Raw genomic sequence first — 16120 nt, 5'->3', positions numbered from 1 at the left:
GGGCTTGGTTAGGTGCGGCGGGTGGGGCGGAACCAGGTCCAGATGCACCAGGCCAACCAGCCGAGCGAGACGAGGGTGGCCAGCGCCCGTAGGCGTAGTGCGCTGAGCAGCAGCACCACGGCCAGCACAGTCAACCACGGCAGGAATCCCCTCACGGCGAGATCTTCGCACGGTGGGGTTCGCCGCAGACAGGGTGAGCTTGTCGTGAACGACTTGACGGCGGCGCTGACCAGGAGGAAGGTATGCCTGCCCTAAGTCAGCCAAGGCGTGCCTAACCTACTCGGAGCCCGGATGTTCGCCACCTACCTGATCGGCCTGCGGGAAGGGCTCGAAGCCACCCTGGTGGTCAGCATCCTGGTCGCCTTCCTGGTGAAGTCGCAGCGCCGGGACCGACTGCCGCAGGTCTGGGCCGGCGTCGGCCTGGCCGTGGCGCTCTCGGTGCTCTTCGGCTGGCTGATCGAGTACACGTCGACCTCGCTGCTGTCCCGTTCCGAGGACCGTGAGTTGTTCGAGGCGATCACCTCGGTCGCCGCCGTGGTCTTCGTGACCTGGATGATCTTCTGGATGCGCCGGGCCGCCCGGACCATCGCCGGCGAACTGCGGGGCAGGCTCACCGAGGCGCTGGCCGTCGGGTCCCTCGCCGTCGCCGGCATGGCCTTCCTCGCAGTGATCCGCGAGGGCCTGGAGACCGCGCTGATCTTCTACTCGGCCGCCCAGGGCGCGGCCGGCGACAGCGGCCCGCTGCTCGCGTTGATCGGCGGCATCGTCACCGCCGTGGTCCTCGGCGTGCTGCTCTACGCCAGCGCCCTGCGGATCAACCTCAGCAAGTTCTTCACCTGGACCGGCGCGCTGCTGATCCTGGTCGCCGCCGGCATCCTCAAGTACGGCGTGCACGACTTCCAGGAGGCCGGCGTCCTGCCCGGCCTGAACGACCTGGCCTTCGACATCACCGGCGCGCTCGACCCGAGCACCTGGTACGCGGCCCTGCTCGCCGGCATGTTCAACGTGACTCCGGCGCCCACCGTGCTGGAGACGATCGCCTGGGTCGCGTACGCCGTACCGGTGCTCCTGCTCTTCCTGCGACCGGCCCGGCGCAAGCCGGCACCCACCGCGACCACCACCGTCACCGAGCGCGGGGCCGACACCGACACCGGCGCCGAGGCCGAGGCGGCGTCCACGCCGCAGCGTGCCTGACCCACGAGGAGAGACAGCCCAGATGCGTACCACCCAGTTCTTCGCGCTGGCCGCCGCCGGCGTGCTGGCGACGGCCGGTCTGGCCGCCTGCTCCGACTCCGACAAGGGTGACTCGGCCGCGTCCGGCGGACCGATCGTGGTCAAGGCCAGCGACACCGCCTGTGAGGTCGGCTCGACCGACCTGGGTGCCGGCACCGCCACCTTCAAGATCACCAATTCGGGTGCGAAGGTGACCGAGTTCTACGTGTACGCCGACGGCGACCGCGTCATGGGCGAGGTGGAGAACATCGCACCCGGGTTGAGCCGTGAGCTGCACGTGGAGCTGCCGGCCGGCACGTACCAGACGGCCTGCAAGCCAGGGATGAGTGGCAAGGGCATCCGGGGCGCGCTCAAGGTCAGCGGGTCGGCGCAGCCGCTCACCGCGGACGCCGCGCTGGGTGACGCCACCGACAACTACCAGCGCTACGTCAAGAGCCAGACCGCCGCGCTGCTGGACAAGACCGAGGAGTTCGTCAGCGCGGTCAAGGCCGGCGATGTGGCGAAGTCCAAGGCGCTCTACCCGGTCGCCCGCACGTACTGGGAGCGGATCGAGCCGGTCGCCGAGATCTTCGGTGACCTCGACCCCAAGATCGACGGCCGTGAGGAGGTCATCGAGGAGGGGATGGAGTTCACCGGCTTCCACCGGATCGAGAAGGACCTCTGGCAGTCCGGTGACATCAGCAAGGACGGTCCGATCGCCGACCGGCTGCTGGTCGACGTCAAGGAGATCGTGGCCAAGGCGAACGCCGAGAAGCTCTCGCCGCTCCAGCTCGCCAACGGCGCCAAGGAACTGCTCGACGAGGTCGCCAGCGGCAAGATCACCGGCGAGGAGGACCGCTACTCGCACACCGACCTGTGGGACTTCGCCGCCAACCTCGACGGTTCCAAGGCTGCCGTGTCCGCCCTGCGCCCTGCGTTGCAGCAGCGCTCGCCGGAACTGGTCACGCAGTTGGACACCGAGTTCGCCAACGTCGAGGGACTGCTCGGCAAGCACCGCGACGGCGACGGATGGAAGCTGCACACCGCGCTGAGCAAGGCCGAGCTCAAGGAGCTCTCCGACGGGATCAACGCGCTCGCCGAGCCGATCAGCAAGGTCGCCGCGGCCGTCGCGAAGTGACCACCTGGCAGAAAGAGTCGAGTCGATGAGCGGGAGCAGGTTCACCCGGCGCCGAGCCATCACCCTGGCCGGCGCCGGGGTGGCCGGGGTCGCCGGAGTGGCGGCCGGCGCGGGGGCGCTGTTGAGCGGCTCCCATGGCCCGGCCGCGGCGAACGACCACCCGGCCGGGGCCGTGCCGTTCCACGGTGAGCACCAGGCCGGCATCGTCACCCCGGCGCAGGACCGGCTGCACTTCGTGGCCTTCGACGTGATCACCAAGGACCGGGCCCGACTCGTCGAACTGCTGGAGGAGTGGACGGCCGCGGCCGCCCGGATGACCGCGGGGCGCGACGCCGGGGTGCTGGGTGCGGTCGGCGGTATGCCGGAGGCCCCGCCGGACGACACCGGTGAGGCACTCGGTCTGCCTCCCTCGCAGCTCACCCTCACCATCGGCTTCGGGCCGACGCTGTTCCGCGACGCCGACGGGCGGGACCGCTTCGGCCTCGCCGACCGTCGGCCCGCCGCCCTCGCCGAGCTGCCGAAGTTCCCCGGCGACGCGTTGCAGCCGCAGCTCTCCGGCGGGGACCTCTGCGTCCAGGCCTGCTCCAACGACCCGCAGGTTGCGGTGCACGCGATCCGCAACCTGGCCCGGCTCGGCATGGGCGTGGTGAGCGTCCGCTGGTCGCAGTTGGGCTTCGGCCGCACCTCGTCGACCTCCCGGGAGCAGGCCACCGCGCGCAACCTCTTCGGGTTCAAGGACGGAACGGCCAACCTCAAGGCCGAGGACACCGACCTGCTGCGCGACCAGTTGTGGGTGCAGCCGGGCGACGGACCGGACTGGATGGCCGGAGGCTCGTACCTGGTCACCCGCAAGATCCGGATGCTCGTGGAGACCTGGGACCGGACCTCCCTCGCCGAGCAGGAGGAGATCGTCGGCCGGACCAAGGGCAGCGGCGCGCCGCTGGGTCGCAGCGACGAGTTCGACGAGCCCGACTTCGCCGCCCGTGGCGCGGACGGGAAGCCGGTGATCGCCGAGCACGCCCATGTCACGCTGGCCCACCCGAGTCGGAACGGCGGCGCTCAGCTGCTGCGCCGGGGTTACAACTTCGTCGACGGCTCGGACGGCCTCGGCCGACTCGACGCGGGCCTCTTCTTCATCGCCTACCAGCGCGATCCACGCCGTCAGTTCGTGCCGATCCAGACTCAGTTGGCCCGGCACGACGTGATGAACGAGTACCTGCGACACGTCTCCAGCGGGGTGTTCGCCTGTCCTCCCGGGGTACGCGACGGCGGGGATCACTGGGGGCGTGGGCTGTTCGGCTGACCGTCGTCCGGATGGCGACAACCGGATCGGCCCAGCCTGCGGTGGCGCCAGGCGGCGCCAAAGGGGGATCATGGTGGCAGCCTGGCGACGGCCCGTTCGCGCGCGCCAGGCACCGCAGCCGTGGCGCCGCCGCCGCGGACCGCGGTCACCGATTTGACGGCGGCGCGAAGCTTTACCGGCGGACGCCGGTCCCACCGAACTGAATGAGGATGCAATATTAATCCCATGAGAGCCCGCGTACTGGTGGTCGACGACGACCCCGCGCTCGCCGAGATGCTCGGCATCGTGCTGCGCAGTGAGGGTTTCCTGCCCTCGTTTGTGGCGGACGGCGAGCGGGCGTTGGCCGCCTTTCGCGACAGTCGTCCCGATATTGTGCTGCTTGACCTGATGCTTCCCGGTATGAGCGGTATCGACGTGGCCCGGTCGATCCGGGCGGAGTCCGGCGTGCCCATCGTCATGCTGACCGCAAAGAGCGACACCGTGGACGTCGTGCTCGGCCTCGAGTCCGGCGCCGACGACTACGTGGTCAAGCCGTTCAAGCCCAAGGAGCTGGTGGCCCGGATGCGGGCCCGACTGCGCCGAGGCGAGGACGTGGCCCCGGAGATGCTCACCATCGGGCCTCCGGACAACCAGATCACCATCGACGTGCCCGCGCACACCGTGAGCCGCAACGACGAGGAGGTGAAGCTGACGCCGCTGGAGTTCGACCTGCTGGTCGCGCTCGCCCGCAAGCCACGTCAGGTCTTCACCCGCGAGGTGCTGCTCGAACAGGTCTGGGGCTACCGGCACGCGGCCGACACCCGGCTGGTCAACGTGCACGTCCAGCGGTTGCGGGCCAAGATCGAGCCGGACCCGGAGCGACCGGAAATCATCCTCACCGTGCGGGGCGTGGGCTACAAGGCAGGGACCGGATAGCCTGGTCGCACTGTGTCGACCACGCCGCCCCCACCCTCCCCGAGTACGGCTGCCCGCCGGCCCAGCGCCGGCGGGGAGCTCTGGCGTGCGGTGAGCGGTCGGGTCGCCCGTGCGGTGGGTCGGGCGCACCAGACCTGGCGCCGCTCGCTCCAGGTCCGGGTCGTGACCATCACGCTGGTCGCGTCCAGCCTGCTGGTCGGCGGGTTCGCGTTCCTGATCGCTGACAAGATCACCACCATCCTGCTCGACAGCGCGCGCAGCGACGTCCGGCAGCGGGTGACCAGCGGTGCCAGCTACGCGGCCAAGCAGGTCTCCTTCTACGGGCAACCGCAGGAGGCGCAGCTCCAGGAAACCATCGACGGCACTGTCAACTACCTGGCCGGCGGCGACCCCCAGCAGACCAGCGGGGTGGTGGTCGCGATCACCGCCGACGACTATCCCAACGACATCCAGACGCGCACCTCCCCGTCGGCGAACGTGCAGTCGCTGATCAGCCCCGAGCTGCGGGCCGCGATCGCCGACGGCAAGGTGGCCAGCCAGATCCGCACCGGGCGACTCACCGACAAGACCACCAAATACCTGGTCTACGGCTCGCCGGTGCCCACCCGCTTCGGCCAGATCGAGCTCTACTATCTGGTCCCGCTGGCCCGGCAGGACGTCACCGCCGCCGACGCCCGCGCCACAGTGGTGGCCACCGGGGTAGCGCTGGTGATCCTGCTCGGGTTGCTCGCGGCGCTGGTCACCCGGCTGGTGGTCAACCCGGTCCGGGTCGCCGCACGAACCGCCCAGCGGCTCTCCGCGGGCCTGCTCGATCAGCGGATGGTGGTCAACGGCGAGGACGACCTGGCCCTGCTCGCCGCGTCGTTCAACCAGATGGCCACCAACCTGCAACGGCAGATCCTGCGCCTGGAAGAGATGTCCCGGTTGCAGCGCCGCTTCACCTCAGACGTCTCCCACGAGCTGCGTACCCCGCTGACCACGGTCCGGATGGCCGCCGACCTGATCTTCGCTGAGCGCGACGAGTTCGACCCGGCGGTCGCCCGTAGCGCCGAGCTGCTCCAGGCCGAGCTGGATCGATTCGAGGAGCTGCTCACCGACCTGCTGGAGATCAGTCGGTTCGACGCGGGCTTCGCCATGCTGGATTCCGAGCCGACCGACCTGGTGCCGGTGGTGCACCGGGTGGTCGACCGGCTGGCTGGCCTGGCCGAGCGGGTGGGCGTACCGATCGAACTCGACCTGCCGGGCACGCCGGTGATCGCCGAGGTCGACCCGCGCCGGGTCGAGCGGGTGTTGCGCAACCTGGTCGGCAACGCCGTCGAGCACGGTGAGGCCCGCCCGGTGCTGATCACCCTGGGCATCGACGAGACCGCCGTGGCGATCACCGTCCGCGACCACGGTGTGGGGCTGAAGGTGGGCGAGGAGAAGCTGGTGTTCAACCGGTTCTGGCGGGCGGACCCGTCCCGGGCCCGGCAGACCGGGGGCACCGGGCTGGGGCTGTCGATCAGCCTGGAGGACGCACGGCTGCACGGCGGCTGGCTGGAGGCGTGGGGTGCGCCCGGGCAGGGCGCGCAGTTCCGGCTCACCCTGCCGGCCCGTGCGGGCGATCGGCTGACCACCTCACCGCTGCGGCTGGTGCCGGCCGACGCCGCCCTGCCGTTCGGCGGCCCCCGCGACGGTGGGCCACTGGCCATCGGTCCCGGCACCGGCGGTGCATTGGCGATCGGCCCGGCTCCGGCCGGAGACGGGCAGCGGACGGAGGTGCGCTCGTGAGACGGCCAACTGTGCTCGGGGCCCTCGGCGTGATGGTGCTGCTGGGCGCCGGCTGTGGCATCCCGGCGGCATCTGACGTGCGGGTGGACGGCAAGGGCGGCGCGGCGACCGAGGCCGGTGTGATCAGTCGGGGCAGTGAGCCACCGACGCGGACGGCCAGCGTCAGCGACAACGGGGCGTTCGTCAGCAACTTCCTGTCCGCCGCCGCAGGCGAGCCGGATCGAGCGTACGAGCGGGTCAAGGCGTTCATCGCCCCGGAGGACAAGACCCGGCTACAGGACAAGAAGGGCAGCGAGGTCGCGCTTAACGTGGTCCGGCTGCGCGAGGCGGTCTACACCCCCAACAGAGACCGGACCACGACCGTGAAGATCGCCGTGCAGCAGCTCGGTGTTCTGCGGACCAACGGCACCCTGGCTCCACCGGTGGCGACCGAGACGGAGTACGAGTTCGGCCTGCGCAGCGCGGCGTTCGACGGCGGCGTCGACGGTGATCGCGCCGGCCTGTACATCATCAACCCGCCCAACGTGCTGCTGCTCAGCGACACCGCCCTCCGACAGTATTACCAGGACGAGACGATCTACTTCTGGAGCTCCGACCGCACCCGCCTGGTGCCTGACCAGCGGTACCGACCGCTGGCGGTGCCGGTCGAACGGCAGGTCAACGAGGTGGTGAAGTGGCTGGTCGGCGGCCCCTCCGACTGGTTGCGCCCGGGGGTCGTCGGGCTGCCGGACCGCACCGAGCTGATCAACAACGCCACCGGCGGGAACGGTCGGTGGGAGGTCAACCTGGACATGTCCGGTGACGACCAGGACGGGATCGATCAGTTGATCACGCAGATCGCCTGGTCGTTGGGCGACCTTACCGGTCAGCTGGAGTTGAAGATCCGCAACAACGCGCAGCCCGTGGTGGACCTGGGCGAGCGACGAGACTCCCGGGTGCTCTATCCGTATGCCGCCGGCCCGCAGCGGTTCGGCGTGTACGACGGCGCGATCCACCCACTCGACTTCGACGGCGAGCCCAGCGGCAGCGTGCCGTTGACACCCGAGGCCAACCGTAACGTCGTCTCCGCCAGCCTCGGGCTGGCCAAGGACCGCCGGATCCTCGCCGCGATGGTGGTCACCGGCAGCGGCAAGAACCGGTACCGACTCGCGGTGGGCACGGGCGCCGACCCGGTCTCCGTGCTCAGCCGCAGCGGCGGCGCCGGGTACTCCTCGATCAGCCGACCGGTCTGGCTGCGTACGGTCGACAACCGCCCCAGCCGCGGCCTGGTGGTGGCCGACGGGCAGCTCTACCGGTTCGACGAGGCGGCACGGATGTATCCGGTGCCGCTCAACCTGCCCTCCGCCGCGGTCACCGCGGTGGCCGCCGCGTTGGACGGCCAGCGGGTGGCGCTGATCGCCGGCGGCCGTCTCTACGTCGCCGCGGTCAACCTCGACGGCGGCGGGGTCTCCATCGGCCCGCCCCGAGAGTTGGTCACCTCGCTGACCAACCCGACGGCGGTCGACTGGGGCAGGGAGGACCAGCTCGTGGTGGCGGGGTCGGTCGGCCAGCCGGCGATCTACGAGATCAGTGTCGACGGCGCCCTGGAGACGCCGCTGCGGACCGACCTCGGCGCCAAGGTCACCCACCTGACGGCGTACCCGACCAACCGCGGCGTGCGGGCGGCCAGCGGGGCCTACATGTACGAGGCGAACGGGGTGGCCTACCGCAGCAGCCCGTTCGAACGGATCGAGCCCGGCCGGGTACGCGACATCGCCCCGGTGCCGACCGGCGTCCGGCCAAGCAACCCGTCGGCGCCGTTCTTCCTCTACTGACACGGTGAGCGGGCTCTGGGCGGACCTCGCCGACCTGGTGCTGCCCGCAGACTGCGCCGGTTGTCGGGAGCGCCGACCCGGCCTGCGGCACGGGGTCTGCCCAGCCTGTGTCATGGCGCTGGATGCATTGCGCCCACGGGCGGTCCGCCCCACCCCCGCCCCGCCGGGCCTGCCGTCCTGCGTCGCCCTCGGCCCGTACGCGGGTCCGCTGCGCGAGGCCCTGCTGGCGTACAAGGAACACGGCCGACACGGGCTTGCTCGCCCGCTCGGCGCGCTGCTCGCCGAGGTCGTCGCGGCGGCCGTCGGTGGGGCCCGCCCGGTGGCGTTGGTTCCGGTCCCGGACACCGCGGCGGCGGCCCGGTCCCGTTACGGGGACCACCTCGACCGGCTTGCCCGGCACTGCGCGGCCCGGCTCAACCGGAGCGGTTGGGCGGTGCGGGTGCACCGTCCGCTGCGGGCGTCGCCCCGGCCCGACTCGGTCACCCTGGACAGCGCCGGACGCGCGGCGGCGGCCGAGGCGGCCTTCCAGCCCCGCTCGAGCGGGCCGGGCCGGGGTCGTGCCGGGGGCGCGGCGCCGGTCGTGGTGCTGCTCGACGACATCGTCACCACCGGCGTGACCCTCGCGGCCGCGAGCCGGGTGCTGACCGCGACAGGGTGGGCACCGAGTGTTGCGGCGGTGCTCGCGGCGACCGAGAAAAGACACCAGTCGTAACCGACCGTGTTTCCGTTTCACCCGTTGGTGTATGAGCTGCGAAAAATCCTTGGCCGTCTCGGCAACATGGGGTGACTGCCGGGCGAACAGGAGTTAGCGTTTCGCTGTCGGGGGTAGGAGGTCGTTCCAACCGCCCCTGGCGGTGAGAGGAGGGCGTAGCCGTACCAACCGGTCGACGCCAGCGGGTCTCCCCACGGCGCGCGGCCGGGTAACCGGATCGAAGACCGTCCGAACAAGGGAGGTCACGTGGACATCGTGGTCAAGGGCCGAAACGTCGAAGTGCCGGACCATTACCGGGTACACGTAGCCGAGAAACTCGCGAAGATCGAACGCTACGACCACAAACTTATTCGCGTCGATGTCGAGCTGTTTCACGAGCGCAATCCGCGCCAGGCCGACCACTGCCAGCGGGTGGAGATCACCTGCGTTTCCCGGGGCCCGGTGATTCGGGCCGAAGCCTGCACGAACGACTTCTACAGCGCGCTCGACGCGGCCATCGCGAAGCTCGACACCCGGCTGCGCCGCGCGGCCGACCGCCGCCGCGTACACCGGGGCCGCCACGCGCCGATCTCCGTCGCCGAGGCCACAGCGGGCCTTCCGGTCGCGGACCTGGTGCCCAACGCGCTGAGCGCGCCCAGCGACGGCGCCCGCGCCGGCACCGCGGTCGCGGAGCGGGTCGAAGAGGAGCACGACGACCAGCCGTGGCACATCGCCCGGGAGAAGGTCCACCCGGCCGAGCCGATGACCATCGACGACGCGCTGTTCGAGATGGAACTGGTCGGCCACGACTTCTACCTTTTCCAGGACAAGGAGTCCGGCCGCCCCAGCGTCGTCTACCGGCGCCACGCGTACGACTACGGCATCATCTCCCTCGCCACCTGACCGGTAGCCGATCCGCGCCGATCATGGAGTTGTGGTGGGGAAACGCCCACCACAACTCCACGATCTGTCAGCGGAGGTCGGCGGGGAGCAGCGCGAAGGTCAGGTCGTCCAGGCGGGCGCCGGCCAACCCGGGCAGCCGGCCGCGCTGAACGGACTCGCGCCGAAAACCGACCCGCTCCAGCACCCGGTGCGACGCGGTGTTGTCCGGTACCGTGCCGGCCGAGAGCCGGGCGATACCGGCCGAGCCGAACGCCCAGCCCGCGAGCAACCGGACCGCCCGCGTCGCGTACCCCCGGCCGCGCCAGTCCGGCAGCAACGCGTAGCCGACCGACGCCTCACCGGCGGCCACGTCGGTGTACGACAAGCCGCAACTGCCCGCCGGCTCGCCGCTGGCCACGTCCGTGATCATCAGCCGGGCGATCTCGCCGGTCAGCCAGCCGCTCTGCGCGAGACGACAACGTCGCTCCATCGCCTCGTGCGTCGGCGGCACCGGCGGCGCCTGGTTCGCCACCACCTCGGGTCGGCTGTGCAGCCGGTACATCAGCGCCGCGTCGTCCGGCGCGAGTGGCCGCAGCGCCACCACCTCGTCGGTGAGCACCCCGCCGGGCAGGTCGGGCAGCAGCCGGGCGGCCGGGCCGGGCGGATCACCGGCGACGCGTACCCAGGCCAGCAGGTCGTGCCGGCCCGCGTCGCGGGAAGCGCCTGCCGAACGGCGCAAACCCTCGTAGCGGAAGCCGGCGGCCAGCGCGACCCGCTGGCTCGGGCCGTTCTCCGGCTCGGTGAGCAGCTCCAGTCGGGCCGCCCCGGCGGCGAACGCGTGCTCGCTCAGCGCGCGGGTCGCCGCGGTGGCCAGCCCGCGACCGCGCGCCGCCGGTCGCATCCAGTAGCCGATCTCCAGCTGACCCCGGGCGGGCACCGGGTTGTTCAACCCCACCGCGCCGAGCAGACGATCGGTCGCGGGGTCCGCGACGGCGTACGCCGTGCCGCCGCCGGTCCAGGCCGCCGGGGCGCCGACGTCGATCCACCAGCGGGCGTCGGTCTCGGTGTACGGCGTCGGCAGGTTCGACACGAACCGTTGACTCAGCGGGTCCGCGCAGCCGTCCACCACGTTGGCGCTGTCCTGCGCGCGAAACGGGCGCAGCCGCACCCCGTGCGCCTCGACGACCGGCCGCAGCTTCATCCCAGATCCTTCGCGAGAAGCGCCCCGACCCACACGTCCACCCGCTCGCCCCGGTGCTGCACGCCGCCCCGGGCGATCCCCTCGACCAGGAAGCCCGCCTTCTCCGCCGCCCGGCGGGAGGAGGTGTTGCCCACGTTCGCCTTCCACTCGATCCGCGCCAGGCCCAACGTGCTGAAGCCCCAGGCGCTGAGCGCGACCAGCGCGGCGGGCAGGTAGCCCCGGCCCCGGGCCGCCGGCGCGGTCATGAAGCCGGCGTCGGCCACCAGCGGGTCGGCGGGGGAGAGCCGCAGGTCGAGCGTGCCCGCGTACCGGTCGTCGGAGTCGGCGATCACGAAGCAGGCGGCGTCCCCCCGAGCCCAGGCGTCCCGGCCGTAAGCCTGGTAGCCCTGCGCGTCGGCGCGCTCGTACGGGTCCGGCACTGTCGTCCAGCGGATGCTCTCCGGGTCCCGGCAGGTCTGCACCACGGCGTCCAGGTCCTTCTCCTCCATGGGCCGCAGACGCAGCTCGCCGGCCCCGGTCTCGGCGAACAGAACGGGTTGCGGGCGGCCGAAGACGGCGGCCCGCCGGGCGGCGAGGGTGCCCGGTCCGGCCGGCCCGGTCGACCCGACGGCCGGTACCTCGCCGGGCAGCAGCGAGCCGATCCAGCCGTCCGCGTTGCCGGGCAGCGCCGGATGGGCCAGCCGCAACCTGCCGTCGATCCGGAAACCGGCCCGGAGTGCCACCAGCCGGGAGGCGTGGTTGCCCACCTCGGCCTGCCAGATGAGCCGGCGGAGCCCGAGGGTGTCGAAGGACCAGCGGGCCACCGCCCGGGTGGCCCGGACCATCACGCCCCGACCACGCGCCCAGGGTGCCGTCCAGTAGCCGATCTCACCGGTGCCGTCCTTGTCGATCGAGATCAGCCCGCTGGAACCCAGCAGCTCCCCGGTGTCCGGGTCGCAGACCGCGAACGGTGCCCCGGTGCCCTCGGCCCAGGCCTTCCGGCTCATCTCGGTGACAAATCCGTGCGCGTGTTCCGGCCGGTACGGGCGCGGTACGGTGGTCCAACGCTGAATGTCCGGGTCCTGGCAGGCTCGGTGCACGGCCTCGGCATCCGTCTCTCGCCAGGGCCGCAGCAGCACGCCGTCCTCGATGATCTCCACGAGCTCCACTCGTGCATCCTGCCGTAGCGTTCGCCGACGGCGTAACCGGATAACGTTTGGGGCGTGTGCAGGACGCGAGTTATGTCGGGTTCGGCGGGGTCGAGCACCGCCACCAGTGACCATCGCGCCGATGGAGCGCCTACGATGGTTCGAGACTGTCTAGGGGAGCGTTGATCCGTGTCGATTCTGGAAAAGGTCCTTAACGCGGGCGAGGGCCGCATGGTGCGCCGCCTCAAGGCGATCGCCAATGCCGTCAGCTCGATCGAGGACGACTACGTCAACCTCACCGACGAGGAACTGGCCGGCATGACCGAACAGTTCCGGGAGCGGCTCGACGAGGGTGAGACGCTCGACGACCTGCTGCCGGAGGCGTTCGCGGTGGCCCGCGAGGCGGCCGCCAGGGTGCTCGGCCAGCGCCCGTACGACGTCCAGGTGATGGGCGGCGCGGCGCTGCACTTCGGCAACATCGCCGAGATGAAGACCGGTGAGGGCAAGACGCTGACCTCGGTCATGGCCGTCTACCTCAACGCGCTCTCCGGCAAGGGCGTCCACGTGATCACGGTCAACGACTACCTCGCCCAGCGTGACGCGGCGTGGATGGGCCGGGTGCACGAGTTCCTCGGGCTGACCGTCGGCGTGGTGCTGCCCAACCGGCCGGCAAGTGAGCACAAGGCCGCCTACGAGTGCGACATCACCTACGGCACCAACAACGAGTTCGGCTTCGACTACCTGCGCGACAACATGGCCTGGTCGAAGGAAGAGCTGGTGCAGCGCGGGCACAACTTCGCGGTGGTCGACGAGGTCGACTCCATCCTGATCGACGAGGCCCGCACCCCGTTGATCATCTCCGGCCCGGCCGAGCACTCCGCCCGCTGGTACGGCGAGTTCGCCGGCGTGGTGGCCCGGCTCCAGCCCGGCACCGACGGCGAGGGCGACTACGAGGTCGACCACTCCAAGCGCACCATCGCGGTGACCGAGCGGGGTGTCGCCAAGGTCGAGGACCGGCTCGGCATCGACAACCTGTACGAGTCGGTGAACACCCCGCTGGTCGGCTACCTCAACAACGCCATCAAGGCCAAGGAGCTCTACAAGCGCGACAAGGACTACATCGTCAGCGACGGTGAGGTCCTGATCGTCGACGAGTTCACCGGTCGCATCCTGCACGGCCGTCGCTACAACGAGGGCATGCACCAGGCGATCGAGGCCAAGGAGGGGGTGGAGATCAAGCAGGAGAACCAGACCCTGGCCACCATCACCCTCCAGAACTACTTCCGCCTCTACGAGAAGCTGTCCGGGATGACCGGTACGGCGCAGACCGAGGCGAGTGAGTTCAACAAGGTCTACAAGGTCGGCGTCGTGACCATTCCGACCCACCGCCCGATGGTTCGCGAGGACCGGCCGGACGTCATCTACAAGACGGAAAAGGCCAAGTTCAACGCCGTCATCGAGGACATCGCCGAGCGGCACCAGATGGGTCAGCCGGTGCTGGTGGGCACCGTCTCGGTGGAAAACTCCGAGATCCTCTCCCAGCTGCTGCGCCGCCGTGGCATCCCGCACAACGTGCTGAACGCCAAGTTCCACGCCCGGGAGGCCGAGATCGTCGCCCAGGCCGGGCGTAAGGGCGCGGTCACCGTCGCGACCAACATGGCCGGCCGCGGCACCGACATCTTGCTCGGTGGCAACGCCGAGTTCCTCGCCGCGAACGAGCTGCGCCAGCGCGGCCTCGACCCGCTGGAGAACGAGGAAGAGTACGCCAAGGCGATGGAGGAGGTCCTTCCCACCTGGAAGCAGGCCTGCGACGCCGAGGCGGAAGAGGTCTCGGCCGCCGGCGGCCTCTACGTGCTCGGCACCGAGCGGCACGAGTCCCGGCGGATCGACAACCAGCTGCGTGGTCGCGCCGGCCGGCAGGGCGACCCGGGCGAGTCCCGTTTCTACCTGTCCCTTCAGGACGAGCTGATGCGGCGCTTCCGGGCTGGAGCGGTCGAGGCGGTGATGGAGCGCTTCAACATCCCGGAGGACGTGCCCATCGAGTCGAAGATGGTCACCCGGCAGATCAAGAGCGCCCAGGCCCAGATCGAGGGCCAGAACGCCGAGATCCGCAAGAACGTGCTCAAGTACGACGAGGTGCTCAACAAGCAGCGCCAGGTCGTCTACGCCGAGCGGCTCCGGGTGCTCAACGGCGAAGACCTCTCCGACCAGGTCCGCAACATGATCGACGACACCGTCGAGGCGTACGTGCGGGGCGCCACCTCCGACGGCTACGGCGAAGACTGGGACCTTGAGCAGCTCTGGTCCAGCCTCAAGCAGCTCTACCCGGTCGGCGTCACGATCGAGGAGCTGGAAGAGGAGGCCGGCGGTTCCCGGGCCGGCATGGACGCCGACTTCCTGGTCGCCCGCCTCAAGGAGGACGCCAACGCCGCGTACGACCGGCGTGAAGAGCAGCTCGGCACCGAGGGGGTGCGCCAGCTCGAGCGGATGGTGCTGCTTCAGGTCATCGACCGCAAGTGGCGCGAGCACCTCTACGAGATGGACTACCTCCAAGAGGGCATCAACCTCCGGGCGTACGCCCAGCGCGACCCGGTGGTGGAATACCAGCGCGAGGGCTTCGACATGTTCGCCACCATGATGGACGGCATCAAGGAGGAGACAGTCGGTTTCCTCTACAACGTCGACGTCCAGGTGACCGAACCGGAGCCGGAGGAGGGGGCCGACGAGGTCACCCTGCTCGACAAGCCGGTGGAGATCCGGGCCAAGGGCCTCAACCAGGCACCGCGGCGGCAGGGCCTGCAATACTCCGCGCCGACCATCGACGGCGAGGCCAGCCCGGGCGCGGTCGCCGTGGAGCAGGCCGAGCAGCAGGCTCCGGCGCTCGGTGTGGGCCGCCCGGCTCCGGGTGCTCCGGCGGCACCGGGGCGGAGCGCACCGTCCGCGCCGCAGCGGCCGGCATCCGGGCTGCGTGGCCCGGCAGTTCCGTCGGCCGCCGCCCGTCGGCCGGCACCGAACCAGGCGGAGGCGAGCAACGGCCCGTCCCGCAACGCGCCGTGCCCGTGTGGCTCGGGCCGCAAGTACAAGCGCTGCCACGGCGCGCCCAACGGCGGCAACTGACCAACAGCAGCTGCACCGACAGCGTCTGACCGACGGGTCCCGGCCGACCAGGCCGGGGCCCGTCGGTGTCTCTGGGCCTCGCCGACCTCCGGGTCAGGTGCGGTCAGAGCACGTGTAGGGCAACGCAGAGCCAGCGGCCCCGGCGATGTTCGAGGCGCAGCGCCATCGCCCAACTTCGGCCGCCCGCCCCGGTCAGGACGGCTGCCGCCTCCACCGCGGCGTCCCGGGGCTCGCAGACTCGCAGGCGGAGCAGCCGAACCAGTGGCCGGCCGCTGCGGCGTCGGGATGCCCCGGCCCGCCCGGATGCGCGGGCGAGTTCGGTCAGCAGGTCGCCCGCTCGGGCCGGGTCGAGCAGCGCTCGCACCTGGGCCGGCGAGCGGTAGCCGTTGACCACCTCAAGGCAGGTGCCGACGAAGCGGTGCGCGGCTCGGGTGGCTTCCGGTGCGGTCGACGTCGGCAACGACGCGACCGGGTGGGTGGTGGTGGACCGGCTGGGCACCGGGCGCAGGGCTGCTCGCCGCTCCGGCGGCCGGACCGGGTTGGGCCGGGTGGAGGCGAACAGGTCGAGGGCGAGTTGACCGTCGGTCATCGGGGGCCAGCACGACCCCTCGGCCTCGTCAACGTACGGCGGGTCGAAGGGCGGGACGGGGCGCAACCGCACGGGTGGTCGGGAAGGACCGGGTCGCGCTCCGCTCATCGTGGCCCCCTTGATCTTGCGTTTGCTTTCGTTTGCCTTCGACAAGCTCGATTCTGAGCGACAGAACGGCCACGGTCAATGCCCTCGTGGCCTCCGTTGCCGACGCGGCGCATGATCCACTCGGGTTCCTTGAAATCGCGTGGTCCCAGCGGCCCCGACAACCCGACTTCCGTAAAGCCGAGTGGATCATCCCCCGGGCGGACGGGCGGACGGGCGGACGGGCGGACGGGCGGACGGGCGGACGGGCGGACGG

13 protein-coding genes are annotated in these 16120 nt (G+C 70.9%); 9 read left to right on the top strand and 4 right to left on the bottom strand.

What is annotated here, in order from left to right; genetic code table 11:
* Positions 1–8: 8 nt before the first annotated feature.
* On the bottom strand, positions 9–155 hold the full coding sequence (locus DLJ58_RS34185) for a hypothetical protein (protein WP_167493764.1): 147 nt from the start codon (positions 153–155) through the stop codon (positions 9–11).
* Between the two features lie 136 nt (positions 156–291).
* Between DLJ58_RS34185 and efeU the strand changes: the two genes are divergently transcribed.
* The 8 genes from efeU (at position 292) to hpf (ending at position 9746) form a co-directional block, all read left to right on the top strand.
* Positions 292–1194, top strand: coding sequence for an iron uptake transporter permease EfeU (gene efeU / locus DLJ58_RS32865; RefSeq protein WP_244219230.1), 903 nt, complete (start codon positions 292–294; stop codon positions 1192–1194).
* Between the two features lie 22 nt (positions 1195–1216).
* Positions 1217–2350, top strand: coding sequence for an iron uptake system protein EfeO (gene efeO, locus DLJ58_RS32860; protein WP_124862804.1), 1134 nt, complete (start codon positions 1217–1219; stop codon positions 2348–2350).
* A 25-nt stretch (positions 2351–2375) separates the two neighbouring features.
* The gene (gene efeB, locus DLJ58_RS32855) at positions 2376–3653 is read left to right on the top strand and encodes an iron uptake transporter deferrochelatase/peroxidase subunit (protein WP_124862801.1); all 1278 of its coding nucleotides are present in this window, start codon (positions 2376–2378) and stop codon (positions 3651–3653) included.
* 225 nt (positions 3654–3878) lie between these two features.
* A complete protein-coding gene (gene mtrA / locus DLJ58_RS32850) occupies positions 3879–4568 on the top strand; it encodes an MtrAB system response regulator MtrA (protein WP_030331519.1) in 690 nt (229 codons plus the stop codon).
* A 12-nt stretch (positions 4569–4580) separates the two neighbouring features.
* Positions 4581–6338 (top strand): MtrAB system histidine kinase MtrB, encoded by a 1758-nt coding sequence (gene mtrB / locus DLJ58_RS32845; RefSeq protein ID WP_124862798.1) that lies wholly within the window; start codon positions 4581–4583, stop codon positions 6336–6338.
* A gap of 32 nt (positions 6339–6370) precedes the next feature.
* Positions 6371–8152: an LpqB family beta-propeller domain-containing protein gene (locus DLJ58_RS32840; protein WP_124862810.1), complete on the top strand. Its 1782-nt coding sequence runs from the start codon at positions 6371–6373 to the stop codon at positions 8150–8152.
* Positions 8153–8189: 37 nt separating this feature from the next.
* Positions 8190–8864 carry a ComF family protein gene (locus DLJ58_RS32835; protein ID WP_124862807.1) on the top strand — a complete coding sequence of 225 codons (675 nt, stop codon included), beginning with the start codon at positions 8190–8192 and terminating at the stop codon, positions 8862–8864.
* 246 nt (positions 8865–9110) lie between these two features.
* Complete coding sequence (gene hpf / locus DLJ58_RS32830; RefSeq protein ID WP_091393991.1) at positions 9111–9746, top strand: ribosome hibernation-promoting factor, HPF/YfiA family; 636 nt, start codon at positions 9111–9113, stop codon at positions 9744–9746.
* Between the two features lie 67 nt (positions 9747–9813).
* On the opposite strand, the gene DLJ58_RS32825 is transcribed toward hpf, so the two are convergent.
* Both DLJ58_RS32825 and DLJ58_RS32820 read right to left on the bottom strand, forming a co-directional pair.
* A complete protein-coding gene (locus DLJ58_RS32825) occupies positions 9814–10926 on the bottom strand; it encodes a GNAT family N-acetyltransferase (protein ID WP_124862795.1) in 1113 nt (370 codons plus the stop codon).
* Positions 10923–12074 (bottom strand): GNAT family N-acetyltransferase, encoded by a 1152-nt coding sequence (locus tag DLJ58_RS32820; RefSeq protein ID WP_124862792.1) that lies wholly within the window; start codon positions 12072–12074, stop codon positions 10923–10925. The genes DLJ58_RS32825 and DLJ58_RS32820 overlap by 4 nt, the downstream gene beginning before the upstream one ends.
* Positions 12075–12242: 168 nt before the next feature.
* Between DLJ58_RS32820 and secA the strand changes: the two genes are divergently transcribed.
* Positions 12243–15170, top strand: coding sequence for a preprotein translocase subunit SecA (gene secA / locus DLJ58_RS32815; protein ID WP_124862789.1), 2928 nt, complete (start codon positions 12243–12245; stop codon positions 15168–15170).
* A gap of 103 nt (positions 15171–15273) precedes the next feature.
* On the opposite strand, the gene DLJ58_RS32810 is transcribed toward secA, so the two are convergent.
* Positions 15274–15867, bottom strand: coding sequence for an Rv3235 family protein (locus DLJ58_RS32810; protein ID WP_124862786.1), 594 nt, complete (start codon positions 15865–15867; stop codon positions 15274–15276).
* Positions 15868–16120: the final 253 nt, after the last annotated feature.

Origin of the sequence: Micromonospora arida (assembly GCF_003857035.1) — a bacterium.
GTDB lineage: Bacteria > Actinomycetota > Actinomycetes > Mycobacteriales > Micromonosporaceae > Micromonospora > Micromonospora arida.
This window is presented reverse-complemented; position numbering and strand designations above follow the sequence as displayed.